At 59.3% G+C, this 25,951-nt stretch carries 26 protein-coding genes; all 26 read left to right on the top strand.

Annotated elements, in window-relative coordinates; genetic code table 11:
• The first annotated feature begins 55 nt into the window (after positions 1–55).
• Positions 56–460 carry a flagellar protein FlaG gene (locus M2401_RS20265; protein WP_259105468.1) on the top strand — a complete coding sequence of 135 codons (405 nt, stop codon included), beginning with the start codon at positions 56–58 and terminating at the stop codon, positions 458–460.
• A gap of 80 nt (positions 461–540) precedes the next feature.
• Complete coding sequence (fliD, locus tag M2401_RS20260; RefSeq protein ID WP_259105466.1) at positions 541–2,019, top strand: flagellar filament capping protein FliD; 1,479 nt, start codon at positions 541–543, stop codon at positions 2,017–2,019.
• 158 nt (positions 2,020–2,177) lie between these two features.
• On the top strand, positions 2,178–2,576 hold the full coding sequence (fliS, locus tag M2401_RS20255; RefSeq protein WP_259105465.1) for a flagellar export chaperone FliS: 399 nt from the start codon (positions 2,178–2,180) through the stop codon (positions 2,574–2,576).
• Between the two features lie 10 nt (positions 2,577–2,586).
• Positions 2,587–2,883 carry a flagellar protein FliT gene (fliT, locus tag M2401_RS20250; RefSeq protein ID WP_259105463.1) on the top strand — a complete coding sequence of 99 codons (297 nt, stop codon included), beginning with the start codon at positions 2,587–2,589 and terminating at the stop codon, positions 2,881–2,883.
• 165 nt (positions 2,884–3,048) lie between these two features.
• Positions 3,049–4,524: a transcriptional regulator FleQ gene (gene fleQ / locus M2401_RS20245; RefSeq protein WP_259105462.1), complete on the top strand. Its 1,476-nt coding sequence runs from the start codon at positions 3,049–3,051 to the stop codon at positions 4,522–4,524.
• A gap of 124 nt (positions 4,525–4,648) precedes the next feature.
• Positions 4,649–5,860, top strand: coding sequence for a PAS domain-containing sensor histidine kinase (locus M2401_RS20240; RefSeq protein ID WP_259105461.1), 1,212 nt, complete (start codon positions 4,649–4,651; stop codon positions 5,858–5,860).
• Entirely contained in the window at positions 5,857–7,272 is a 1,416-nt protein-coding gene (locus M2401_RS20235; protein ID WP_259105761.1) for a sigma-54 dependent transcriptional regulator, read from the top strand. The genes M2401_RS20240 and M2401_RS20235 overlap by 4 nt, the downstream gene beginning before the upstream one ends.
• Before the next feature lie 263 nt (positions 7,273–7,535).
• Entirely contained in the window at positions 7,536–7,862 is a 327-nt protein-coding gene (fliE, locus tag M2401_RS20230; RefSeq protein WP_259105458.1) for a flagellar hook-basal body complex protein FliE, read from the top strand.
• 14 nt (positions 7,863–7,876) lie between these two features.
• A complete protein-coding gene (gene fliF, locus M2401_RS20225; RefSeq protein ID WP_259105457.1) occupies positions 7,877–9,670 on the top strand; it encodes a flagellar basal-body MS-ring/collar protein FliF in 1,794 nt (597 codons plus the stop codon).
• The gene (fliG, locus tag M2401_RS20220) at positions 9,663–10,679 is read left to right on the top strand and encodes a flagellar motor switch protein FliG (protein WP_259105455.1); all 1,017 of its coding nucleotides are present in this window, start codon (positions 9,663–9,665) and stop codon (positions 10,677–10,679) included. The genes fliF and fliG overlap by 8 nt, the downstream gene beginning before the upstream one ends.
• A gap of 9 nt (positions 10,680–10,688) precedes the next feature.
• Entirely contained in the window at positions 10,689–11,495 is an 807-nt protein-coding gene (fliH, locus tag M2401_RS20215; RefSeq protein ID WP_259105453.1) for a flagellar assembly protein FliH, read from the top strand.
• A complete protein-coding gene (gene fliI, locus M2401_RS20210; protein ID WP_259105451.1) occupies positions 11,485–12,843 on the top strand; it encodes a flagellar protein export ATPase FliI in 1,359 nt (452 codons plus the stop codon). The genes fliH and fliI overlap by 11 nt, the downstream gene beginning before the upstream one ends.
• 6 nt (positions 12,844–12,849) lie before the next feature.
• Positions 12,850–13,299 carry a flagellar export protein FliJ gene (gene fliJ / locus M2401_RS20205; protein ID WP_259105450.1) on the top strand — a complete coding sequence of 150 codons (450 nt, stop codon included), beginning with the start codon at positions 12,850–12,852 and terminating at the stop codon, positions 13,297–13,299.
• A gap of 286 nt (positions 13,300–13,585) precedes the next feature.
• Positions 13,586–13,888, top strand: a complete 303-nt coding sequence (locus M2401_RS20200; protein WP_259105448.1) for an STAS domain-containing protein — start codon at positions 13,586–13,588, stop codon at positions 13,886–13,888.
• A gap of 3 nt (positions 13,889–13,891) precedes the next feature.
• Positions 13,892–15,598: a fused response regulator/phosphatase gene (locus M2401_RS20195; protein WP_259105447.1), complete on the top strand. Its 1,707-nt coding sequence runs from the start codon at positions 13,892–13,894 to the stop codon at positions 15,596–15,598.
• A gap of 81 nt (positions 15,599–15,679) precedes the next feature.
• The gene (locus M2401_RS20190) at positions 15,680–15,994 is read left to right on the top strand and encodes an Hpt domain-containing protein (RefSeq protein ID WP_310504143.1); all 315 of its coding nucleotides are present in this window, start codon (positions 15,680–15,682) and stop codon (positions 15,992–15,994) included.
• A 91-nt stretch (positions 15,995–16,085) separates the two neighbouring features.
• Positions 16,086–17,579 carry a flagellar hook-length control protein FliK gene (locus M2401_RS20185; RefSeq protein WP_259105442.1) on the top strand — a complete coding sequence of 498 codons (1,494 nt, stop codon included), beginning with the start codon at positions 16,086–16,088 and terminating at the stop codon, positions 17,577–17,579.
• Positions 17,580–17,894: 315 nt separating this feature from the next.
• Positions 17,895–18,401 carry a flagellar basal body-associated protein FliL gene (fliL, locus tag M2401_RS20180; protein ID WP_259105441.1) on the top strand — a complete coding sequence of 169 codons (507 nt, stop codon included), beginning with the start codon at positions 17,895–17,897 and terminating at the stop codon, positions 18,399–18,401.
• A gap of 9 nt (positions 18,402–18,410) precedes the next feature.
• The gene (fliM, locus tag M2401_RS20175; protein WP_259105439.1) at positions 18,411–19,379 is read left to right on the top strand and encodes a flagellar motor switch protein FliM; all 969 of its coding nucleotides are present in this window, start codon (positions 18,411–18,413) and stop codon (positions 19,377–19,379) included.
• Between the two features lie 62 nt (positions 19,380–19,441).
• Positions 19,442–19,906, top strand: coding sequence for a flagellar motor switch protein FliN (fliN, locus tag M2401_RS20170; protein WP_259105437.1), 465 nt, complete (start codon positions 19,442–19,444; stop codon positions 19,904–19,906).
• A complete protein-coding gene (gene fliO, locus M2401_RS20165) occupies positions 19,907–20,410 on the top strand; it encodes a flagellar biosynthetic protein FliO (protein WP_259105435.1) in 504 nt (167 codons plus the stop codon).
• Positions 20,410–21,168, top strand: a complete 759-nt coding sequence (gene fliP, locus M2401_RS20160) for a flagellar type III secretion system pore protein FliP (protein WP_259105433.1) — start codon at positions 20,410–20,412, stop codon at positions 21,166–21,168. Before fliO ends, fliP begins: the two co-directional genes overlap by 1 nt.
• Before the next feature lie 166 nt (positions 21,169–21,334).
• Positions 21,335–21,604: a flagellar biosynthesis protein FliQ gene (fliQ, locus tag M2401_RS20155; RefSeq protein ID WP_259105430.1), complete on the top strand. Its 270-nt coding sequence runs from the start codon at positions 21,335–21,337 to the stop codon at positions 21,602–21,604.
• A 6-nt stretch (positions 21,605–21,610) separates the two neighbouring features.
• Positions 21,611–22,396, top strand: coding sequence for a flagellar biosynthetic protein FliR (fliR, locus tag M2401_RS20150; RefSeq protein ID WP_259105428.1), 786 nt, complete (start codon positions 21,611–21,613; stop codon positions 22,394–22,396).
• A gap of 1 nt (position 22,397) precedes the next feature.
• Complete coding sequence (flhB, locus tag M2401_RS20145) at positions 22,398–23,534, top strand: flagellar biosynthesis protein FlhB (RefSeq protein ID WP_259105426.1); 1,137 nt, start codon at positions 22,398–22,400, stop codon at positions 23,532–23,534.
• Positions 23,535–23,818: 284 nt separating this feature from the next.
• Positions 23,819–25,948: a flagellar biosynthesis protein FlhA gene (gene flhA / locus M2401_RS20140; protein WP_259105424.1), complete on the top strand. Its 2,130-nt coding sequence runs from the start codon at positions 23,819–23,821 to the stop codon at positions 25,946–25,948.
• Positions 25,949–25,951 lie beyond the last annotated feature (3 nt).

Raw genomic sequence — 25,951 nt, 5'->3', positions numbered from 1 at the left:
GCGGGGGAGTGTGCTTGCATGCTCTCCTGCTTTTTTACTTTGCGAGGTAGTGGATATGGACATGAGTACCAATCTGAACTTGTCTTACCCAGTCGTAAAACCGGTTCCAGCAACAACAGAACAGCCGGTCGCGACACCTCAAGTCGCATCCGCTGCGGTATCGGCTCCGGCACCTGTTGCCAAGTCGTCTTCGGATTCGTCGGCAAGTAATGACTCCAAGAAAGAAGCGCAGCAAAGCGCAGAAAAATTGAAGGCCGCGGTGCAGGAAATCGACAAGTTCGTCAAATCGATCCAGCGCAATCTCGAGTTTTCGATTGATGAGGACTCCGGAAAGGTAGTCGTCAAGGTCATTGCCAGCGACACCGGTGAGGTGGTTCGACAGCTTCCATCGGCTGAAGCACTGAAAATCGCAGACAGTCTGCAAAATGCGCACAGTCTGTTATTTGAAGCCAAGGCCTGAAACTGGCGTGAAAGATGCACCTGGTATCTTTTGATCATTGCTGTTGTCAAAAGATCGACGAAAACTGAAAGGAGATCCACATGGCAAGCCCAATTACGTCTACTACCGGTTTAGGTTCAGGTCTTGATATCGGCAGCATCGTCAAGGTGTTGGTGACTGCTCAGACCCAGGCCAAGACCGATCAGATCAGCAAAACCACCACGGACATCAGCACCAAGATTTCTGCGGCTGCGACGCTGAAAAGCGCGCTGACCACTTTCCAGACGTCATTGACCAATCTGGGTGATGTCACCAAGGGTGCGTTCAACGCCTATGCGGCGACGTCGAGCAATACCAGTACGCTGACTGCGACTGCCAGCAACACTGCAGTTGCCGGTACGTTCAAGATCCACGTTAACTCGCTGGCCACCGCTTCCAAAGTCGGCACTGCTGCTTTCTCCGGCGGGGCGACGAGTGCTATTCCGAGTGGCAATCTCACTGTCACTCAAAATGGCACTTCCACCAGCTTTACCATTGGCGCGGACGCGACCCTGCAGTCGGTGCGCGACCAGATCAACGCCAAGTCCAACACCAGTGGCATCAGTGCCAACGTGGTGACCGATTCCAACGGTTCTCGCCTGGTATTCAGTGGCGTTGACGTTAAGACCGGCAACCCGATTACGGGCGCTGGCTCGGATATCACTACTTCCAGTGATATCGCCGGTTTCACGATTGCGGCGGGGAGCACGCTTGATCCGACCTCTCCCACCAGCGCCGGCATTATTGGTGCGGCTGCGACCGATGCCTCGCTGACCGTCGATGGCCTGCCCATCACCAGCAAAAGCAACACCATCGATAAAGCGATTGGTGGCTTGTCGTTCAATTTGTTGTCAGCGGGAACGCAGACTACTGATAAGGATACTGGCGTCAGCACTTTTAGCGGCGCTGATTCGACGATTACCGTTGCCAGCAACACCAGCGGCCTGCAAACTTCATTGCAGTCGTTTGTCGACTCCTACAACGCGCTGGTCAAGACCATCAACAGTCTGACCACGGCGACGACTGATCCGACCACTGGTCAGCTGACCGTTGCCGCGGCTTATACCGGCGATTCGATGCCTCGCAACCTGTTGTCCGATCTGCGTCAGCAGTTGGTCAGCCCGGGTCCTGGCAGCGCGCTTTCGGTATTGTCGCAACTGGGCGTCAACACGGCCCAGGGTGATGGCACCTTGAGCATTGATGCTACCAAGTTCACAGCAGCGATGAGCAAGAACCTGGGTGGTCAGATCCAGCAGTTGTTCAGTGACACTACCGCGGGTCTGTCCAAGCGTATGACGGCGGTTCTCACGCCGTATACCCAGACCGGCGGTATCCTCGATACACGTACCACCCAGCTGAACAAGCAGCAGGATGATGTGGACAAGCAGAAGCTCTCTCTGGACCTGCTGACCACTAACCTGACTGCCAGTCTGACGGCCAAGTACAACGCGATGGACCTGGTAGTGGGGCAGTTGAAAGCCACCAACACCAGCATCACCTCGTTCTTCTCGTCGTTGAACGCACAGCAGAGCGCAAGCTAAGCTTTCTCTGTCTGGCGGCAAACAAAAACCCGGCAGCGCCCATCGCGTGCCGGGTTTTTGGCTTTATGAGACGGGCTAAAGTTTTCTTGTGTTGCGTCGATACACTGGTTATGCGACACAGTGGTTACATGAATTTTTGCAGTTTAATGAGGTAGAACATGAACCCGATGTTAGCCCTTCGGCAATACCAGAAAGTTAACAATCATGCCCAGACCTCGGAAGCCAGTCCGCACCGTCTGGTGCAGATGCTGATGGAGGCGGGTCTTGACCGTATCGCCCAGGCCAAGGGCGCCATCCAGCGCAAGGACATTCCTACCAAGGGCGTCCTGATCGGCAAGGCCATTGGCATTGTCGGTGGCCTGCGTGAAGGTCTGGACATGGAAAACCAGGCAGCGACCCTGGCCCGTGTCGATAACCTGTACGTTTACATGATGCAGCGCCTGGCTGAAGCCAATATCAAAAGCGACCCGCGCATCCTTGATGAAGTCAGCAGCCTGTTGACCACCGTCAAGGAAGGCTGGGATGCCATTGCGGACCAGGCGCCGCCAGCGGTCTGAGGAGAGAGTCATGAGTGCTGCGCTCAAGCGTATCGAAGAAACCCGTGAGGCGCTGGTAGATGCACTGGCCGAGCGCGACTGGGAGGCGATCGTCAAACTTGATCTGGCCTGTCGTGCCTGTGTTGATGATGTGATCAGCGAGGGCGCCCAGAACGAGCCGGAACTTCGCAGCAATCTGGAGGAGTTACTGGGGGTTTATCGTCAATTGATCGACGTTGCCACCGGTGAGCGTCAAGCGGTTGCCGATGAAATGGCTCAAGTGCGCAACGCGCAGAATGCAGCCAAGGTTTACCATCTGTTCGGTTAATAATAAAGATAATCGAAAAGATCTGCGCCATAAATTTGACTGTGCGTGGTTTTATAACTTAACTAGTGGTGTTACTATTTTCTGGCGTCCCAGAGCCATTTTGGCCGGATTGCCAAGCTTGCCCATCTCAATGGGCATTGAGTTGACTAGGGAAGTTGCTATTGCATGTGGCGTGAAATCAAGATTCTGCTGATCGATGACGATAGCCAGCGCCGCCGCGATCTGGCGGTCATTCTGAATTTTCTTGGCGAAGAAAATTTGTCCTGTTCCAGTCAAGACTGGCAGCAGGTTGTCGGTTCCTTGGCGTCTACCCGCGAAGTCCTTTGCGTACTGGTCGGCAGCGTTAATGCGCCGGGCAGCCTTCAAGGACTGCTTAAGACCATCGCTGCATGGGATGAGTTCCTTCCTGTTTTGCTGATGGGCGAAAATTCTTCCGTCGACCTTCCCGAAGACCTGCGCCGTCGCGTCCTGGCCACCCTGGAAATGCCGCCGAGCTATAGCAAATTGCTGGATGCCCTGCACCGTGCCCAGGTCTATCGCGAAATGTACGATCAGGCCCGCGAGCGTGGCCGCCATCGTGAACCGAACCTGTTCCGCAGTCTGGTCGGCACCAGCCGGGCGATTCAGCACGTCCGGCAAATGATGCAGCAGGTTGCCGACACCGACGCCAGTGTATTGATCCTCGGCGAATCCGGGACCGGCAAGGAGGTGGTAGCGCGCAACCTGCACTATCACTCCAAGCGTCGCGACGCGCCTTTCGTTCCGGTTAACTGCGGCGCCATCCCGGCCGAGCTGCTCGAAAGCGAGCTGTTCGGTCACGAGAAGGGTGCGTTCACCGGTGCCATCACCAGCCGTGCCGGCCGCTTCGAGCTGGCCAATGGCGGCACGCTGTTCCTCGACGAAATCGGCGACATGCCGCTGCCGATGCAGGTCAAGTTGCTGCGCGTGTTGCAGGAGCGCACCTTCGAGCGCGTGGGCAGCAACAAGACCCAGAGCGTCGACGTGCGCATCATCGCCGCGACCCACAAGAATCTCGAGGTCATGATCGAAACGGGCAGTTTCCGTGAAGATCTGTATTACCGCCTCAATGTGTTCCCGATCGAAATGGCGCCGTTGCGTGAGCGCGTGGAAGATATCCCGCTGCTGATGAACGAGCTGATTTCGCGCATGGAGCACGAAAAGCGCGGCTCGATCCGTTTCAATTCGGCAGCGATCATGTCCTTGTGCCGTCACGGCTGGCCGGGCAACGTCCGTGAGCTGGCCAACCTGGTGGAGCGCATGGCGATCATGCATCCCTATGGTGTGATTGGCGTGGCTGAGCTGCCGAAGAAATTCCGCTATGTCGATGATGAAGACGAGCAGATGGTCGACAGCCTGCGTAGCGATCTGGAAGAACGCGTGGCAATCAACGGCCATACGCCTAACTTCGCCACCGGGGCGATGCTGCCGCCCGAAGGTCTGGACCTCAAAGACTACCTGGGTGGCCTTGAGCAAGGGCTGATTCAGCAGGCGCTGGACGATGCCAATGGCATTGTGGCCCGCGCCGCCGAACGCCTGCGCATCCGTCGTACCACCCTGGTGGAGAAGATGCGCAAGTACGGCATGAGCCGACGTGAAGGTGACGAACAGGCGGATGATTGACGCCTGGGCTCGCGGTAAAAAATCAAACCTCTGAATTTTCAGGGGTTTTTTTTCGGCACGGGGATTGCTAAGTCTCTACCTGAACATACCGTTTAATGACGGTTCGCCACGCGAGAGATTATTTATGTCCCAGGCCGCCCAGTCGTCGTCCGATCTTACCGGTGAAGCCCAGCAGTCCCCTGAGCTGGAAAGCCGACAAGGGCTTGAGCAGGCCTTCCTGCTGTTTAACCAGATGTCTGCGCAACTGACTGATTCCTACAGCCTGCTGGAAGCCCGGGTCACCGAGCTCAAGGGGGAGCTGGCGGTGGTCAGTGCGCAGCGCATGGCAGAGTTGGCGGAAAAAGAGCGCCTGGCTTATCAACTGCAGAACCTGCTCGATCTGTTGCCGGGCGGGGTGATCGTGATCGACGGCTCAGGCATGGTCCGCGAGGCCAATCCGGCGGCAATCGATCTGCTCGGGCAGCCACTGATCGGTGAGCTGTGGCGCCATGTCATCAGCCGCTGCTTTGCGCCTCGCGAGGATGACGGTCATGAAGTTTCTCTCAAGGACGGTCGTCGTCTGTCCATCGCCACCCGTTCCCTGGATGCCGAGCCTGGCCAGTTGGTGTTGCTCAACGACCTGACGGAAACCCGCCATTTGCAGGATCAGCTCGCGCGTCATGAGCGTCTGTCGTCCCTGGGGCGCATGGTTGCGTCCCTGGCGCATCAGATTCGCACGCCACTGTCGGCCGCGTTGATCTACGCGAGTCACCTGCTGGAGCAGGAGCTGCCTGCAGCGACGCAACAGCGTTTTGCCGGGCGCCTCAAGGAGCGCCTGCACGAGCTGGAGCATCAGGTGCGCGATATGCTGGTGTTCGCCCGTGGCGAGCTGCCGCTGACTGATCGCCTGCCACCTGACGCGCTGTTTCAGGCATTGCAGACCGCCGCTCAGACCCATGTGCAGGATGTCCAGGTGCGTTGGCAATGCGACACCCGCGACGGCGAAGTGCTGTGCAATCGTGACACGCTGGTCGGCGCGTTGCTCAATCTGATCGAAAACGCCATTCAGGCCAGCAGTGCGCCTGCGCGCCTGAAGGTTCACGCTTATAGCCGCGGCAACACACTGCGGCTGTGCGTCAGTGATAACGGCAGTGGCATTGATGCTGCTGCCCTGGCGCGCATTGGTGAGCCGTTCTTTACCACCAAGACCACCGGCACCGGCCTGGGGCTGGCGGTGGTGATGGCAGTGACCCGTGCTCATCAGGGCATCGTTCAGTACCGCTCGCGTCTGGGGCGCGGTACGTGTGCCATTGTGACCTTGCCACTGATCCCGGCCAGCGCGGCGGACACACACTGATGATCAAGGTATTGCTGGTCGAGGACGATCGGGCGTTGCGCGAGGCGCTGGGGGAAACCCTGGAGCTGGCCGGTCATGACTATCACGCAGTAGGTTCGGCGGAAGAAGCCTTGAGTGCGGCTGCCGACGAGTCTTTCAGCCTGGTGCTCAGCGACGTCAACATGCCGGGTATGGATGGCCATCAGCTGCTGAGCGCTTTGCGCAGCCGCCATCCGCAATTGCCGGTGCTGCTGATGACCGCTCATGGCGCTGTGGATCGTGCCGTGGATGCCATGCGCCAGGGCGCTGCCGATTATCTGGTCAAACCGTTCGAACCCAAGGCGCTTGTGGCCCTGGTGGCGCGGCATGCCCTTGGGTTTCTCGGGCCTGTGGATAAAAGTGAAGGGCCGATTGCGGTCGAGCCTGCCAGTGCGCAGTTGCTCAATCTGGCCAGTCGGGTCGCGAAAAGCGATTCGACGGTGCTGATTTCCGGCGAGTCGGGCACTGGCAAGGAAGTACTGGCGCGTTTCATTCATCAGAACTCGCCCCGTGCCAGCAAACCTTTCATTGCCATCAATTGCGCGGCGATCCCCGACAACATGCTCGAAGCGACGCTGTTCGGTCATGAGAAGGGTTCGTTCACCGGCGCCATTGCTGCCCAGGCGGGCAAATTCGAACAGGCTGACGGCGGGACCATCCTGCTCGACGAGATTTCCGAAATGCCCATGGGCCTGCAAGCCAAGCTACTGCGGGTGCTGCAGGAGCGGGAAGTGGAGCGGGTGGGCGCGCGCAAACCGATCAACCTGGATATCCGCGTACTGGCCACGACCAACCGTGATCTGGCCGGTGAAGTGGCGGCAGGGCGTTTCCGTGAGGATCTGTACTATCGCCTTTCCGTGTTTCCGCTGGCCTGGCAGCCTCTGCGTCAACGAACTGCCGACATCCTGCCACTGGCCGAGCGATTGTTGACCAAGCACGTCAATAAAATGAAACATGCGCCAGTACGACTATCGGCCGATGCTCAGGCGTGTCTGGTGGGTTACGCTTGGCCGGGCAATGTGCGGGAATTGGACAATGCTGTGCAGCGAGCGCTGATTTTGCAGCAGGGCGGGGTTATTCAGGCTGAAGACTTCTGTCTGGTAGGGCCGGTGACCTGCGCGCCGCTGGCAAAAGCTGCGATTGCGCCTCAGCCTGTGGCCGTGGCGGCCGATAGCCTGCCAGTGGAGATGGGCGCCGGTGAGTCGGCGGGCGGCCTGGGTGACGATCTGCGTCGGCGCGAATTCCAGATGATTATCGATACCCTGCGCGCTGAGCGCGGTCGCCGTAAGGAAGCCGCCGAGCGCCTGGGGATCAGCCCCCGTACGCTGCGCTACAAGCTGGCACAGATGCGCGACGCGGGCATGGATGTAGAAGCTTATTTATTCGCGACGTAATGTGCATCCGATAGAGTTTGCCCTGCGTACATCGCAAGGAAGGGCTACAGAAAATTTTGCCTGCGCTGCAGGTCCCGGATTTACGGGGGTGTGGCGCAATGCATCGAGATGCTCGGGTTGTCGTGCGGTCAGTCATACCGCGACAACGGTTTTAAGTTCAAAGATGGCCTTTTGCCTTTATTTAGCTGGCACTCTTGTTGCTATGACTTTAGTGACCGCTTGATCGGTGTCAAAAAATTGCGGCCTTAACGAGAGATACGTCCATGAGCCAAGGTGTTGAATTTAATCGCTTGATGTTGGATATGCGCTCCATGCAAATGGAAGCGATGTCTGCACCCAAGACTACCGAAGCGCAAAACGTGGGCGGCAGCAGCTTTGCCGACATGCTTGGTCAGGCCGTGAACAAGGTCAACGACACGCAACAGGCGTCCAGCCAATTGGCCAACGCCTTCGAAATCGGCAAGACCGGTGTCGACCTGACCGACGTGATGATCTCGTCGCAGAAAGCCGCCGTTTCCTTTCAGGCCTTGACCCAGGTGCGTAACAAGCTGGTTCAGGCTTACCAAGACATCATGCAGATGCCGGTTTAAGGACGTATTGAGTCATGGCAGATGCAATCGCCGATAGCGTACCGGCCAAGTCCGGCGCCCCATCCAGCAAGCCGCCGTTGTTCGGCATGGCGTTTCTGGAAAATCTCTCCGAGATGACCATGTTGCGTCAGGTCGGCCTTATGGTCGGTCTGGCAGCGAGCGTGGCGATTGGCTTTGCCGTGGTCCTCTGGTCGCAGCAGCCTGATTACAAGCCGCTTTATGGCAGCATGACCGGGATGGATGCCAAGCAGGTCATTGACACCCTGACCCAGGCGGATATTCCCTACACGGTCGAACCCAATTCCGGCGCTTTGCTGGTCAAGTCCGAGGACCTCGGCCGTGCGCGCATCAAGCTTGCCGGTGCCGGTATTTCCCAGAACGACGGCAACGTCGGCTTTGAAATCCTCGACAAGGACCAGGGCCTGGGCACCAGCCAGTTCATGGAAGCCACCCGCTATCGTCGCGGCCTCGAAGGTGAACTGGCTCGGACTATTTCCAGCCTGAACAACATCAAGGCTGCACGGGTGCACCTGGCCATTCCGAAAAGCTCGGTATTCGTGCGTGACGAACGCAAGCCAAGCGCTTCGATTCTGGTTGAACTCTATGCAGGCCGCTCTCTGGAGCCGAGCCAGGTCATGGCCATCGTCAACCTGGTCGCCACCAGTGTGCCTGAGCTGAGCAAATCGCAGATCACCGTGGTCGATCAGAAGGGCACCTTGCTCTCCGACCTGGGCGAAAACAACGAATTGACCATGGCTGGCAAGCAATTCGACTACACCCGCCGCATGGAAGGCATGCTCACTCAGCGTGTGCAGAACATCCTGCAACCGGTGCTGGGCAATGACCGCTACAAGGCTGAAGTGTCGGCCGATGTGGATTTCAGTGCCGTCGAATCGACCGCCGAAAGCTTCAATCCCGATCAGCCTGCCCTGCGCAGCGAGCAGTCGGTCAATGAGCAGCGCTCGGCCAGTTCCGGCCCGCAAGGTGTGCCGGGCGCCCTGAGCAACCAGCCTCCAGGTCCGGCCACCGCACCGCAGACTACCGGTGGTGCAGCAGGTGGTGCAGCGCCGGCCATTGCTCCGGGTCAGCCACTGGTTGATGCCAACGGTCAGCAGATCATGGATCCGGCCACCGGCCAGCCCGCTCTGGCGCCATACCCGGCTGACAAGCGTGTGCAGTCGACCAAGAACTTCGAGCTGGACCGTTCCATCAGCCACACCAAGCAGCAGCAGGGTCGTCTGACGCGTCTGTCGGTTGCAGTAGTGGTGGATGACCAGGTCAAGATCAACGCGGCCAACGGTGAAACCACCCGCTCGCCATGGACTGCCGATCAATTGGCGCGCTTCACTCGCCTGGTGCAGGACGCCGTCGGTTTCGACGCCAGCCGCGGCGACAGCGTCAGCGTAGTCAACGTGCCGTTCTCCACCGAACGTGGCGAAGTGATCCCGGATATTCCGTTCTACTCGCAACCCTGGTTCTGGGACATCGTCAAGCAGGCCATGGGCGTCATCTTCATCCTGATTCTGGTCTTCGGCGTACTGCGTCCGGTGCTGAACAACATCACCAATCCGAAGAGCAAGAACCTCGATGGTTTCGGCGATTCCGAGCTGGGCGGTGGCATGGGCGGCATCGGTCACGACGGCGAACTGTCCAACGACCGCGTCAGCCTGGGTGGTCCGCAAAGTATTCTGTTGCCTAGCCCGAGCGAGGGTTATGACGCACAGCTGAACGCAATCAAGAGTCTGGTGGCCGAAGATCCGGGTCGTGTGGCCCAGGTCGTGAAAGAGTGGATTAACGCAGATGAATGATCGTGCGCTCGTAACCAAGCTGACCAAAGTCGACAAGGCCGCCGTGCTGCTGCTGTCGCTGGGTGAAACCGATGCGGCCCAGGTGCTGCGTCACATGGGACCCAAGGAGGTCCAGAAGGTCGGCGTGGCCATGGCCCAGATGCGCAACGTGCATCGTGAGCAGGTCGAAGAGGTGATGAGCGAGTTCGTCGACATCGTCGGCGATCAGACCAGCCTGGGCGTCGGTTCCGACGGCTATATCCGCAAAATGCTCACCCAGGCCCTGGGCGAAGACAAGGCCAACGGCCTGATCGACCGCATCCTGCTCGGTGGCAACACCAGCGGCCTGGACAGTCTAAAATGGATGGAGCCACGCGCGGTCGCCGACGTTATCCGCTACGAGCACCCGCAGATTCAGGCCATCGTTGTGGCTTATCTGGACCCGGACCAGGCCGGTGAAGTCCTTGGCCATTTCGATCACAAGGTGCGCCTGGATATCATCCTGCGCGTATCATCGCTCAATACCGTGCAACCTGCGGCACTCAAAGAGCTGAACCAGATTCTCGAGAAGCAATTCTCCGGCAACGCCAATACGTCCCGTACCACGCTGGGCGGTATCAAGCGGGCTGCCGATATCATGAACTTCCTCGACAGCTCCGTCGAAGGCACCCTTATGGACTCGATCCGCGAGATCGACGAGGACCTGTCGGTACAGATCGAAGACCTCATGTTCGTGTTCAACAACCTGGCCGATGTCGACGACCGCGGTATCCAGGCACTGTTGCGCGAAGTGTCCTCGGACGTGCTGGTCCTTGCCCTCAAGGGTTCGGACGAAGCGATCAAGGAAAAAATCTTCAAGAACATGTCCAAGCGTGCCGCCGAGCTGCTGCGCGACGACCTGGAGGCAAAAGGTCCGGTGCGAGTCAGCGACGTGGAAACCGCACAGAAAGAAATCCTCACCATTGCTCGCCGTATGGCCGAGGCCGGGGAGATCGTTCTCGGCGGCAAAGGCGGCGAGGAAATGATCTAAGGATCCAGCATGTCCAAGAAAGAACCGGCCAGCGAGCTGATCCGGGCCAAGGACCTTATTGGTCTGGACGTATGGTCCTTGCCCAGTTTCGACCCGCATGTCCCGGAGCCTGAGCCCGAGCCCGAACCGGTTGTTGAAGAACCGATCGAAAGCGAGGAAGTGCCGCTGGAGGAAGTCCAGCCGCTGACCCTCGAAGAGTTGGAGAGCATTCGCCAGGACGCCTGGAATGAAGGCTTTGCCACGGGTGAGAAAGAAGGCTTCCACAGCACCCAGCTTAAGGTTCGCCAGGAGGCCGAGGTGGCCCTGGCGGCCAAGATCGCCAGCCTGGAAGAGCTGATGACGCATTTGCTCGAGCCCATTGCCGGGCAAGATGCGCAGATCGAAAAGCACATCATCGGCCTGGTCGAGCATATTGCCCGGCAAGTGATTCAGCGTGAGTTGCAGACCGACTCGCAGCAGATCGCTCACGTCTTGCGTGATGCCCTGAAATTGCTGCCCATGGGCGCCAATAACATCCGCATCTTCGTCAATCCTCAGGACTTCCTGCTGGCCAAGGCCTTGCGCGAGCGGCATGAGGAAAACTGGCGGATTCTCGAAGACGATACCTTGCTGCCGGGCGGCTGCCGGATCGAAACCGAACACAGTCGTATCGATGCCAGCATCGAGACGCGCATCAGCCAGGCTTTCGCCCGTCTGCACGATCAGCAACACGAACAGGCCATGCACCCGGCGGCGGCCGACCTGCATGTCGATCTCGAAGCGCCCGTTGCCAAGGCCAGCCCGCAAGTGGCCACCGAGGCCAACGATGCGCCTTGATCGCACCAGTTTCGGCAAACGTTTCGGCGCTTATGCCGAAGCCATTTCCCTGCCGACCCAGCCCGTGGTAGAAGGGCGCCTGCTGCGCATGGTCGGCCTGACCCTGGAAGCCGAAGGCTTGCGGGCCGCCATGGGCAGCCGTTGTGTGGTCATCAACGACGACAGTCATCATCCGGTGGAAGTCGAAGCCGAAGTCATGGGCTTTTCCGGCGGCAAGGTGTTCCTGATGCCGGTGGGCAGCGTCGCCGGTATCGCGCCCGGTGCGCGAGTCGTGCCGCTGGCCGATACCGGGCGCCTGCCCATGGGCATGTCGATGCTCGGCCGCGTTCTTGATGGCGCCGGTCGTCCCCTGGATGGGCGCGGCCAGTTCAAGGCCGAAGACTGGGTGCCGATGGATGGCCCGCAGATCAACCCGCTCAAGCGCAACCCCATCAGCCAGCCGCTGGATGTAGGGATTCGCTGCATCAACGGATTATTGACGGTGGGCCGCGGTCAGCGTCTGGGCCTGTTCGCCGGTACTGGCGTGGGTAAGAGTGTGCTGCTGGGGATGATGACCCGCTTTACCGAAGCCGACATTATTGTCGTCGGCCTGATCGGCGAGCGGGGCCGCGAGGTGAAGGAGTTCATCGAGCATATTCTTGGCGAGGAAGGTCTCAAGCGCTCGGTGGTGGTGGCGTCCCCTGCGGATGATGCGCCATTGATGCGTCTGCGCGCCGCGATGTACTGCACGCGCATTGCCGAATATTTCCGCGACAAGGGCAAGAACGTCCTGTTATTGATGGATTCCCTGACCCGTTTCGCCCAGGCCCAGCGGGAAATCGCCCTGGCTATTGGTGAGCCGCCAGCAACCAAGGGTTATCCGCCATCGGTGTTCGCCCGTCTGCCCAAGCTGGTGGAGCGCGCCGGTAATGCCGAGGCCGGGGGTGGGTCGATCACCGCTTTCTATACCGTGCTTTCCGAAGGCGACGATCAGCAGGATCCGATTGCCGACTCGGCGCGCGGCGTGCTCGACGGCCACATCGTGCTGTCGCGGCGCCTGGCCGAAGAGGGGCATTACCCGGCTATTGATATCGAAGCGTCCATCAGTCGGGTCATGCCTGCGGTGGTCGACGCCGACCATATGGCCCGGGCGCAGTATTTCAAACAGTTGTGGTCGCGTTATCAGCAGGCTCGCGACCTGATCAGTGTCGGTGCCTATGTCGCCGGTGGCGACCGCGAAACCGATACGGCGATTTCCCTGCACCCGGCGCTGGTTCGTTATCAGCGTCAGGGCCTCAATGACAACGAAAGCCTGGAAACCAGTCGTACTCAGTTGGCTGCCGTATTCGGCCCCGCACCAGGCGGTTGATAAATCATGGCTCAGAGTCGCGCAACACGCTTGGCGCCAGTAGTCGAAATGGCGGAGTCCGCCGAGCGCACCGCTGCCCAGCGCCTGGGCCATTTTCAGGGCCAGGTGCGTGTTGCCGAAGGAAAACTGGGCGAGCTTGAGCGCTTTCGCTATGACTACCAGTTGCAGTGGATCAGCAAGGGCTCGGAAGGTGTATCCGGGGAATGGCTGATGAATTACCAGCGCTTTCTCAATCAGCTCGAAACCGCCGTTGGCCAGCAGAAACAGAGCCTGGCCTGGCACCAGGCCAACCTGGACAAGGCCCGAGATGCCTGGCAGCAGTGTTATGCCCGGGTCGAGGGGCTGCGCAAACTGGTGCAGCGCTACATAGATGAAGCCCGTGCCCTGGAAGACAAGCGTGAGCAGAAGCTGCTGGACGAACTGTCCCAGCGTTTGCCGCGGCATTCGCCGTTCTGACAGGTGCGCAATGTGCGAGGCCGAAGTCTGTGGGGTGAATTCTGTAGGAGTGAAATCTGTGGGAGCGAATTCATTCGCGAAAGCGTTATCCCAGACGCCACAAATGCGTCGGATGTACCGACCTCTTCGCGAATGAATTCGCTCCCACCATTTGCCTCCCGCAATTCGCTCCTGTCAGCCATCAGGTCCATTGAGGAATCTGGAGGGCCGACGTTTATTTGCTGGCGCCTGAGGACAGTGCTACACCTTCCTCAGGCGACGGTCATTCATTTCAGGAATACTTTCGATGCCGGTTACTTCCCTGCTGTCTTCTGATGCTCAGGAGCTGACGATCTTTATCGAGGGATCTTTCGACTTCAAGGCTCATCACGATTTTCGCAATGCCTACGAATCACTGGGGCGTGAGCAGCGCTATATCGTTGACTTGGGGGCCGTGAACTTTCTCGACAGCTCGGCCCTGGGCATGCTGTTGCTGTTGCGCGATCACGCCGGTGGTGAGCATGCACGAATCCGCCTGGTCAATTGCAGCAGCGATGTGCGCAAGATCCTGACCATCTCCAATTTCTCGAAACTCTTTCATATAGGTTGATCCATGCAGAGTTCGACGGGGGCTCTGTGCATTCTCATTGCTGACGATAACGCCAGCGACCGCCTGCTATTGTCGACCATCGTGCATCGCCAGGGGCATCGCGTGCTCAGCGCAGGCAACGGTGCCGAAGCGGTGGCGATGTTCGAGTCCGAGCGCCCGCACATGGTACTGATGGATGCGCTGATGCCGGTGATGGATGGCTTCGAAGCGGCCCGGCGTATCAAGCACAAGGCTGGCGAGTCGCTGGTGCCGATCATCTTCCTGACCTCGCTGACCTCAAGTGAGGCCCTGGCCCGTTGCCTGGATGCCGGTGGTGACGACTTTATCGCCAAGCCCTATAGCCCGGTGGTGCTGGCGGCGAAGATCAACGCGATGAACCGTCTGCGCCTGTTGCAGGAAACCGTGCTGCAGCAGCGTGACCTGATCTCCCGCCACCACGAGTATCTGCTCAACGAGCAGCGCGTAGCCAAGGCGGTGTTTGATCAGGTCGCCCATGCCGGCTGCCTGGATGCCGCGAATATTCGCTACCTGCAATCGCCCTATGCGCTGTTCAACGGCGATCTGTTGCTGGCCGCCTATACGCCTGCGGGCGACATGCATGTGTTGCTGGGGGATTTCACCGGCCATGGGCTGCCGGCGGCCGTTGGCGCAATGCCCCTGGCCGAGGTGTTCTATGGCATGACCGGCAAGGGCTACGGGTTGGCGGAAACCCTGCGCGAGATGAACGCCAAGCTCAAGCGCATCCTGCCGGTGGACATGTTCTGCTGCGCCACATTGGTGTCCGTGGATTTTCGTCTGGGCCAGGTTGAGGTATGGAACGGCGGCCTTCCTGACGGTTATCTGCTGCCGGTGGCCGGAGGAGGGCGGATACCGCTGGTTTCCCGGCATCTACCCCTCGGCGTTCTTGGCGTCGAAGCGTTCGATGCGGCGACCGAGGTCCATCCGTTCCGGGTCGGAGACCGGCTGTTTCTGTTGTCTGATGGCGTGCTCGAGACCCGCGATCAGCACGAGCGACTGTTTGGCGAGCAGCGTCTGCATGAGGTGTTCGACGCCAATCGCGAGCCACATCTGCTGATTGATGAAATTCAACAGGCGCTCAACGCGTTTGGCGGTCAGGCGCGCGATGATGTCAGCATGGTGGAAATCGGCTCATTGACCCTGCCTCCTGCGCAAGGGCATCGCCACGCTCTGCATGATGATGGTCAGTTCAGCCCGCTGGACTGGGCGTTGACCTTCGAGTTTCGCGGTTCGACCCTGCGTCGGTTCAATCCCTTGCCCAGGCTGCTTCAGCTATTGTTGGAAGTGCGCGGCCTGCGTGCGCGCAGCAGCGAGTTATTCAGTGTGCTGAGCGAGTTGTATAGCAATGCTCTGGAGCATGGCGTGCTGGGACTCGATTCTGCGTGGAAGCGCGATTGCGCCGGTTTCGCTCGCTATTATCAGGAGCGCGACAGTCGTTTGGCGCAATTGGACAGTGGGTTTATTCGCCTGCACCTTGATGTGTCTGCCCTTGGCGAGGGCGGTTGCCTGCGGATCCGGGTCGAGGACAGCGGTGCAGGGTTCGATGCTGGACACCTGCTGGCGCGGGCACCGGTTGTCGATGAGTTGCACGGGCGCGGTCTGCGCCTGGTTCGCGAGCTGAGTGATTGCTCGCACTGGTCCATGGACGGGCGTACTGCCTGTGTGGAGTTTGTCTGGGGGGCGGTGGCATAATCCCCGGATTCTTGATCAAGGAGTGAACAAGTGTCGATCATTCATCTGGATTACAACGTGCTCAGCACCTTGCAGGAAGTCATGGAGGGGGAGTACGTCACGTTGCTCGATGTATTTGTCCGTGACGCCGAGCAGCGTATTTCGCTGCTGCGCCAATCTGCCAGCGGTCCAGACATGGATCTGCAGGAGTTGAGCATGACCGCCCACAGCTTAAAGGGCAGCAGCAGTAACATGGGGGCCTTGCGCCTGTCCGAGTTGTGCCACCAGTTGGAAGAGCGGGCTCGCCGACACGAGGTGGTCGGCCTCGATGAGCTGATCGGCAGTATCGCCACCGAATACGCGACGGTGAAGCGGCTGTTCGATGCCGAGCGACAACTGCTGACTGCGCAGTCCTGAGTGTTTATTCGGCGTTTAATTCTCTGATATCTGAAACTGGCCCGGACTTTGCTATTAGTTCTGGTAACCAGCTGCTCATGCGGAGACCGACATGCCACTTGCCCCCAATGCTCTTCTTCAGACCAATGCTACTGCCACGACCAAGGCGGCCTCGGCCATCCAGTCGAGCAAGGCTGTAGAAACCAGCAAGGACAATGCTTCCAGCTTCTCCGACGTCTATTCCAAGCAGGCTAAGGTCAAGTCGACAGACGAGCGTGACACGCCGAGCAAGACCGTGCGTGACAAGGCACCGGCCGAGAAGAGCAAGGCTGTGGCCGACAAGGACAAGCCTGCCAGTGACGACAAGACGACGTCCACGCAGTCAACGGTTGCCGATAGCGGCAATACCTTGCCTGTCACACCGGTGGCAAGTTCCGATCAGAAAAGCGACGACAGCAGCCCCGCGCCCGTTGATCCTTCTTTGTTAACCGATGCGGCACCCGACCCGACGTTGCCGGTGGTCGATCCGACCCAGGATCCGGCCTTGCTGGCACTGGCTGCCCAGGCTGCCGCCCAGCCACCGGTAGAGCCGGTGGTGGATGTAACACCCAAGCCGGTGGTTGATCCCTCGGCCGCCTCGGCCGCAGCTGCAGCGGCAACCACTGTGTCGCAGGCGACTACGCCGACACCGGTTGCCCAGGTCACGCCGCCTGCTGGCGAAAAACCGTTCGATCCGTATGCCGATCCGCTGGAAGGGCTGTCGGCCGTACAACTGGCATTGGAGAACGCCAATGCCAAGGCCCAGTCCACAACCCAGACTGCGCAGTTGACCAACACGACGGCCAAGACCGGCAAGACCCCGGCTGATACTGGCAATGTCGATCCTTCGCAGAACGTCGCCAATAACCTGACGGCTCTGGCTGACCAGTTGCCGGTGCAGAAGAGCAGTACGGAGAGCAGCGACAAATCCTTCGGCAGTGTCATTGATGGCGGCCTCAAGGATGGTCAGGCTGCGGCGACCGACACGCGCGTGGATAACTTCGCTGATCGCCTGGCGGCCATGAGCCAGGCGGCGCAACAGGCCAAGGTGCCAGCTGCCGCCTCTGCTGCACCGCTGATCAACCAGCCGCTGGCCATGCACCAGAGCGGCTGGAGCGAAGGTGTTGTGGATCGGGTCATGTATCTGTCGAGTCAGAACCTCAAGTCGGCGCAGATTCAACTGGAGCCTGCTGAGTTGGGTCGCCTGGATATCCGCGTCAACATGGCTCAGGACCAGCAGACTCAAGTGACCTTCATGAGTGCTCATGTGGGTGTTCGTGAAGCGCTGGAAAGCCAGATGGGCAAATTGCGTGAGTCGTTCAACCAGCAAGGCCTGGGTCAGGTCGACGTCAGCGTCGCCGACCAGTCGCGCCAACAGTCCCAGCAACAGCAGGCTCAGGAAGAGCAGGCTGCCAACGCCCAGCGTTCCGGTTCGGGCAGTCGTAACGGTGGCTCGGGTTCAGGCGACGGTACCTCCGATGACAGTGCCATTGCCGATGCGGCGATTCCTTTGAGTCAGCCGGCGACGCGGGTCATTGGCACCAGTGAAGTGGATTATTACGCCTGATCAATTGCGCGCAATTGGGATCTCACCCTGTCGCGATATAAGCAGGCGACAGGGTGGAATCGAATCATGCGGTAGCCAATTGTGGGAGCGAATTCATTCGCGAAAAGGTCGGCACGGTCGACACATCTTCTGTTGATCACATTACCGCTATCGCGAATGAATTCGCTCCCACAATCATCATTCGTAGCGTGCTGTTCTTCCTCTGAATTGCCCTCTGCATCTTTAATTGCTTAAAAAATGTATTACTCTGGCATAACACTTGCTGCCCCTCTGTCACGCATCAGCGAACCCCTCGAATAGTGACGGATTATTGGCATGGCGAAGAGCGAAGCAGCAGTTAAAGACCCCGCATCCAAAGGCAAACTCAAGCTCATCATCGTCGCCGTAGTCGCCTTGCTGCTGGCCATAGGCTTGTCGGTAGGTGCGACCTGGTACTTTGTGCACAAGGCTGACAGCAAGCCAGACCCTGCCGCCGTTGCCGCCGCCGAGGCTAACGCCAAGCACCCGGCGGTGTTCGAGGCGCTGACACCGGCCTTCGTGGTGAACTTCAGTTCAGGTGGGCGCACCCGCTACATGCAGGTGAGCATCACCATGCTGGCCCGTAATGCCGCAGACCTTGAAGCGCTGAAAGTGCATATGCCGGTCATTCGCAATAACCTGGTCATGCTGTTCGCGGGGCTGCCGTTCGAGCAGCTGTCGACCCCGATCGGCCAGGAAATGCTGCGTCAGAAAGCCACCGCCAGCGTGCAGGAAGTGGCCCAGAAAGAACTCGGCAAGACTGTCATCGAGCAGTTGCTGTTCACTAACTTCGTATTGCAGTAGGACCACGACATGGCCGTGCAAGACCTGCTGTCCCAGGATGAAATCGACGCCCTTTTACACGGTGTCGATGACGGGCTGGTCCAGACCGAGAGCGCTGCCGAGCCTGGCAGCATCAAAAGTTACGACCTGACCAGCCAGGACCGGATTGTCCGGGGGCGCATGCCGACCCTGGAAATGATCAACGAGCGTTTCGCCCGCTACACCCGCATCAGCATGTTCAACCTGCTGCGCCGTTCGGCGGACGTGGCGGTGGGCGGCGTACAGGTCATGAAGTTCGGCGAGTACATTCACTCGCTGTACGTGCCGACCAGTCTCAACCTGGTCAAGCTCAAGCCGCTGCGCGGTACGGCTCTGTTCATCCTTGACGCCAAGCTGGTGTTCAAGCTGGTGGACAACTTCTTCGGCGGTGACGGTCGTCACGCCAAGATCGAGGGGCGTGAATTCACCCCGACCGAGCTGCGCGTCGTACGCATGGTGCTGGATCAGGCGTTCATCGACCTCAAGGAGGCCTGGCAGGCGATCATGGAAGTGCACTTCGAGTACATCAACTCGGAAGTGAACCCGGCCATGGCCAACATCGTCGGCCCGAGCGAGGCGGTGGTGGTCTCGACCTTCCACATTGAGCTCGACGGTGGTGGCGGTGATCTGCATGTGACCATGCCGTATTCTATGATCGAGCCGGTGCGCGAGATGCTCGACGCCGGTTTCCAGTCGGACCTGGACGACCAGGACGAGCGCTGGGTCAAGGCGCTCAAGGAAGACGTGCTGGACGTTGCTGTCCCGCTCAGCGCTGTGGTCGCTCGTCGGCAATTGTTGCTGCGCGATATTCTGCACATGCAGCCTGGCGATGTGATTCCCGTGGAGCTGCCTGAACACCTGGTGATGCGCGCCAATGGCGTGCCGTCATTCAAGGTCAAGCTGGGCTCGCACAAAGGCAACCTGGCCTTGCAGGTAATAGAACCGATAGAGCGGCGCTGAGCCTTCGGGCCTGTACCGTTATTTTGCTATGACCATGAATTAATGCTTGTCGAGGACAACCGATGGCTGATGAAAACGAAATCACGTCTGCAGAAGATCAGGCGTTGGCTGATGAATGGGCAGCTGCACTGGGTGAATCCGGTGAAGGTGGCCAGGCAGATATCGACGCACTGCTGGCAGCTGATGAAGGCCACTCTTCCTCCAGTCGCATGGCGATGGAAGAGTTTGGCGGTGTGCCGAAAAACAACAACCCGGTTACCCTGGATGGTCCCAACCTGGATGTGATTCTCGACATTCCGGTGTCGATCTCCATGGAAGTGGGCAGCACCGACATCAACATCCGTAACCTGTTGCAGCTCAACCAGGGCTCGGTCATCGAACTCGACCGCCTGGCGGGCGAGCCGCTGGACGTACTGGTCAACGGCACCCTGATCGCCCATGGCGAGGTGGTGGTGGTCAACGAGAAGTTCGGCATTCGCCTGACGGACGTGATCAGCCCGAGTGAACGTATCAAGAAGTTGCGCTGAGTGAAGCGTTTCCAGGGTGTGCTTCTGTCTCTGTGCCTGAGTTTGCCATTGCTGGCCGGTGCGGCGGAACCTGTGGCGGCGACACCGGCTGTGGTCGCTGCGTCGTCTGCTGCGGCGCCTGCGGCATCAGCGGTGGCGCCAGCGGCTAACGCTATGGGCACGGGGCTGGGCGGGCAGTTGACGCAGATGGTCCTCGGCCTGTTGCTGGTAATCGGCCTGATTTTCCTGCTGGCCTGGGCGATGCGTCGGGTCCAGCGGGTCGGCCCAGCCAATGGGCAGCTTATCGAGCTGCTCAGTTCCCGGGCCATTGGTCCGCGCGATCGTCTGGTGTTGGTCCAGGTCGGTAGCGAGCAGATTCTGCTGGGCATCACCCCGGGTCGGATCACGCCGCTGCATGTGCTCAAGGAGTCGGTGACGGCGCCGGTGAGGCAGCCTGCGACGCAGGAATTCGCCCAGCGCCTGATGGAGCTGCTGGGCAAGGATCAAAAGGACGACAAGAAGTGATGTCGCGCATTCTATTGCTGCTGTTGCTGGTTCTGGCGGCGCCTGCGGCCTTTGCGGCCGGGCCCGACTTATTGTCGATCCCGGCGATTACCCTGGCCACCGGCGCCAATGGCCAGCAGGAATACTCGGTCAGCCTGCAAATTCTGCTGATCATGACTGCGCTGAGCTTTATTCCGGCGTTCGTCATGCTGATGACCAGTTTTACCCGGATCATCATCGTCTTCTCGATTCTGCGTCAGGCCCTGGGCCTGCAACAGACGCCGTCCAACCAGATCATGACCGGCATGGCCTTGTTTCTGACCCTGTTCATCATGGGGCCGGTGTTCGATCGGGTTAATCAGGATGCCTTGCAGCCGTATCTGGCCGAGAAAATGACCGCCCAGGACGCCTTTGTAAAAGCCCAGGTGCCGATCAAGGACTTCATGCTGGCGCAGACCCGCACCAGCGACCTCGAGCTGTTCATGCGCCTGTCCAAGCGCACCGATATCGCCACGCCGGATCAGGCGCCGCTGAATATCCTGGTGCCGGCCTTTGTGATTTCCGAACTCAAGACCGCGTTCCAGATCGGTTTCATGATCTTCATTCCGTTTCTGGTCATCGACCTGGTGGTCGCCAGTGTGCTGATGGCCATGGGTATGATGATGCTGTCGCCACTGATCATTTCCCTGCCGTTCAAGATCATGCTGTTCGTGCTGATCGATGGCTGGGCGCTGATCATCGGCACCCTGGCCAGTAGTTTTGGTGGTGTGTCGCCATGAAGCGGGGTCAGCCAGGAGCGAAGTGTGGGAGCGAATTCATTCGCGAAGGGGCCAGTACATCCGGCGCATGTGTGTTGCCCGTAAACTCGCTTTCGCGAATGAATTCGCTCCCACACAGAGCAGTTATTTCAACCTGTTATGCGTTGGTTGATGAGAGGGTGGCCCCATGACTCCGGAAGTTGCCGTCGATATTTTCCGTCAGGCCCTGTGGCTGACCACCATGCTGGTTGCGATTCTGGTGGTGCCGAGCCTGCTGGTCGGGCTGTTGGTGGCGATCTTTCAGGCCGCGACCCAGATCAACGAACAGACCCTGAGCTTTCTGCCGCGCCTGTTGGTGATGCTGATCACCCTGATCGTCATTGGCCCGTGGCTGCTGAAAATGTTCATGGAATACATCCTGTCGTTGTACGGCAGCATTCCGAACGTGATCGGCTGATCATCCATGCCCTCCGTCCTGGCGTTGACCGATACCCAGATCAGTACCTGGGTCGCCGCCTTCCTGTTGCCGCTGTTTCGTATCATTGCCCTGCTCAGCACCATGCCGATTTTCGGTACAACCCTGGTACCGCGCCGGGTGCGTATGTACGCCGCGCTGGCGATCACCGTTGCCATCGCTCCCAGCCTGCCGCCCATGCCACCGGTTCAGGCGCTTGACCTGAGTGCGCTGCTGCTGGTCGGTGAGCAGATCATCATCGGCGCGGCCATGGGGCTGTCTCTGCAACTGTTCTTTCAGGCTTTTGTGATCGCCGGGCAGGTGGTGGCGATTCAGATGGGTATGGGCTTCGCTTCCATGGTCGACCCCACCAACGGCGTTTCGGTGGCGGTGATCGGGCAGTTTTTCACCATGATGGTGACGCTGGTGTTCCTCGGCATGAACGGCCATCTGGTGGTATTCGAAGTGCTGGTGGAAAGCTTCACCACGCTGCCGGTGGGCCAGGCCTTCGATGCCGGCAACATCTGGGAGTTGGTCATGCGCCTGAGTTGGGTGTTGGGCGCCAGCCTGATGCTGGTGTTGCCGGCCATCACCGCGCTGCTGATCGTCAACATCGCCTTCGGGGTGATGACCAAGGCCGCGCCGCAGTTGAATATCTTCTCCATCGGCTTCCCGCTGATCCTGGTCCTCGGCATGCTGATCCTGTGGCTCAGCATGGCGGAAATTCTCAATCAATACCGGCCGCTGGCCGTCGATGCCTTGCAGTACCTGCGAAGCATGGTCGGAGCCCGCTGATATGGCCGAGAACGAGAATGGCCAGGACAAGACAGAGGACCCCACGGACAAACGGGTCAGGGACTCCCGGGAAAAAGGTGAAATCGTTCGCTCCAAGGAGCTGAGCAATCTGGTGTTGATGATCGCCGGGACCTGGGGCCTGCTGGTGTTTGGCGCGGGCATTGCGCAGATGTTCATGACGGTGATGCGCACCAGTTTCACCATCAGTCGCGAAATGATCATGGATCACACCTACATGACCCGCTTCCTCCTGGCGGCGGTCAAGGAAGCGCTGATAGCCATGCAGCCGTTCATGCTGACCATGGTGCTGGCGGCCCTGATCGGCCCGATCCTGTTGGGCGGCTGGATGTTTACTACATCGGCCCTGGCGCCCAACTTTGCCCGCATGAACCCCTTGCCGGGGCTCAAACGCATGGTCTCGGTCAATGCCTTGATCGAGTTGCTCAAGTCCACGGCCAAGTTCTGCATCATTCTTGCGGTTGCGGTGGTGGTCCTGCGCAAGGATCAGAAAGACTTGATGGCCATCGGGTACGAACCGCTTGAGCAGGCCATCATTCACTGCCTGCAAGTGGTGGGTTGGAGCGCCCTGTGGATGGCCTGCGGCTTGATCATCATTGCTGCGGTGGATGTGCCGTTCCAGATCTATGAGGGGCACAAGAAGCTGTTGATGACCAAGCAGGAAATTCGCGATGAGCACAAGGACAGCGACGGTCGGCCCGAGGTCAAGCAACGTATTCGCCAGTTGCAGCAAGAGCTGTCCCAGCGCCGCATGCTCTCGTCGATTCCCGATGCCGACGTGATCATTACCAACCCGACCCACTTTGCCGTGGCGCTCAAATACGACCCGGAGAAGGGTGGGGCGCCGATGCTGCTGGCCAAGGGTACGGACTTCATCGCCCTGAAAATTCGTGAGATCGGGGCCCAGCATCAAGTCCTGATTCTCGAGTCGCCAGCCTTAGCGCGTTCGATTTATTACAGTACCGAGCTGGATCAGGAAATTCCGGCAGGCTTGTATCTGGCCGTGGCGCAGGTGCTGGCCTATGTCTATCAGATCCGTCAATTCCACGCCGGTCGCGGCAAGCGCCCAACGCCGCTGGGCGATATCAGCATCCCGCCGGATCTGCAGCGCGACGCCTGACGCGTCCAGATGTTTTTGCGACGGCGGTTTGTGTCGCGAATCCTGTGGGGGCGAATTTATTCGCGAAGAGGCCATTACATTCGACGCATTTTCATAGTCTGTAGTACCGCCTTCGCGAATAAATTCGCTCCCACTCTCGGCCCGCGCTTGCTCCGGCCGGTTCGGTGTGTTGCAAGTGGATATTTCCTACAGCCTTCTCCTGCATAGTTGGACAGCTTCTTGCAATAACTTGATCAGGTCGCTTCTAGCGTCAAGTTTTTGATTTAGCACGCAGGTACGAATCGGTGGATCGCTCTCAATTAATCAGTAGCGCACGCAGCAATCTGGCAGGCCTGGGCAAGGGTCAGCTTGGCGTACCGTTGTTGCTGTTGGTCATGCTGGCAATGATGATGTTGCCGATACCGCCGTTTTTGCTCGACGTGTTCTTCACCTTCAACATCGCCCTTTCCATCGTTGTCCTGCTGGTCTGCGTATACGCATTGCGGCCACTGGATTTCTCGGTATTCCCCACCATCCTGCTGGTTGCGACCCTGTTGCGCCTGGCGCTGAACGTGGCGTCCACCCGGGTGGTCATGCTTCACGGTCAGGATGGTCACGCCGCAGCCGGTAAGGTGATCCAGGCGTTTGGTGAAGTGGTGATCGGCGGCAACTACGTGGTCGGTGCCGTAGTCTTCGCCATTCTTATGATCATCAACTTCGTCGTGGTTACCAAGGGTGCCGGGCGGATCTCCGAGGTAAGCGCGCGCTTTACCCTTGACGCGATGCCGGGCAAGCAGATGGCGATCGACGCCGACCTCAATGCCGGCCTGATCGATCAGGCTCAGGCCAAGGCACGCCGCCTTGAAGTCGGGCAGGAGGCCGAGTTCTACGGTTCCATGGACGGTGCCAGCAAGTTCGTGCGCGGTGACGCCATCGCCGGTCTGCTGATTCTGTTCATCAACCTGATCGGCGGCATGCTGGTCGGTATCTTCCAGCACGGCATGAGCTTCGCCGATGCGGCCAGGGTCTACGCGTTGTTGACCATCGGTGACGGTTTGGTGGCGCAATTGCCATCACTGCTGTTGTCCACCGCTGCGGCGATCATGGTGACCCGAGCTTCCGGTTCGGAAGAAATGGGCAAGCTGATCGGTCGCCAGATGTTCTCCACGCCCAAGGCGTTGGTGGTGGCTGCTGGCCTGATCATCGTTATGGGTCTGGTGCCCGGCATGCCGCACTTCTCTTTCCTCGGCATGGGTATGTTGGCGCTGGGTGGTGCCTACCTGCTGTGGCGTCGTCAGAATATGGTCAAGGTTCAGGCGCTGGCCGAGGTTCAGCGTCAACAGGAACTGCTGCCATCGCCGACCCGGGTCCAGGACTCCAAGGAGCTGGGCTGGGATGACGTGACGCCGATTGACATGATCGGTCTGGAAGTGGGCTACCGCCTGATTCCTTTGGTGGATCGCAATCAGGGCGGACAATTGCTGGCGCGGATCAAGGGCGTGCGCAAGAAGCTGTCCCAGGAGCTGGGCTTCCTCATGCCTACCGTGCACATCCGCGACAACCTCGATCTGGCGCCCAGCGCCTATCGCCTGACGCTAATGGGTGTGACCCTGGCCGAAGCCGAGATCTACCCGGAACGCGAACTGGCGATCAACCCGGGTCAGGTGTTCGGCACGCTCAACGGCATCACTGCCAAGGATCCGGCATTCGGTCTGGAAGCGGTGTGGATCGAAATCAGCCAGCGGCCTCAAGCGCAGTCCCTCGGCTACACGGTGGTGGACGCCAGTACCGTGGTCGCCACGCACTTGAACCAAATTCTCTACAAGCATTCTCATGAGCTGATCGGCCATGAGGAAGTGCAGCAACTGATGCAATTGCTGTCCAAGAGCTCGCCGAAGCTGGCTGAAGAGCTGGTGCCGGGGATCCTCTCGCTGTCGGCGCTGCTCAAGGTGTTGCAGGCGCTGCTGTCCGAGCAGGTGCCGGTGCGGGACATCCGCAGCATCGCCGAGGCCATCGCCAACAATGCGGCGCGGAGTCAAGATACCGCCGCTTTGGTGGCGGCAGTGCGGGTCGGTCTGAGCCGCGCAATCGTGCAAAGCATCGTGGGGACTGAGCCGGAGCTGCCTGTCATCACGCTGGAGCCAAGGTTGGAACAAATATTGCTCAATAGTTTGCAGAAGGCTGGTCAGGGTCAGGAAGAAGGCGTTCTTCTCGAGCCGAGCATGGCTGAAAAGCTCCAGCGTTCACTGATCGAAGCTGCCCAGCGCCAGGAAATGCAGGGTCAGCCGGTGATTCTGCTGGTCGCAGGTCCCGTCCGTGCAATGCTCTCGCGTTTTGGCCGACTGGCCGTACCGAACATGCACGTTCTGGCGTACCAGGAAATTCCGGACAACAAGCAAGTCACCATCGTAGCGACTGTCGGGCCCAACGGCTGAGGT

The sequence above is a fragment of the Pseudomonas sp. JUb42 genome (genome assembly GCF_024807945.1).
GTDB lineage: Bacteria > Pseudomonadota > Gammaproteobacteria > Pseudomonadales > Pseudomonadaceae > Aquipseudomonas.
The sequence above is the reverse complement of the archived record's forward strand: the minus strand, read 5'-3'. Positions and strand labels throughout refer to the sequence as shown.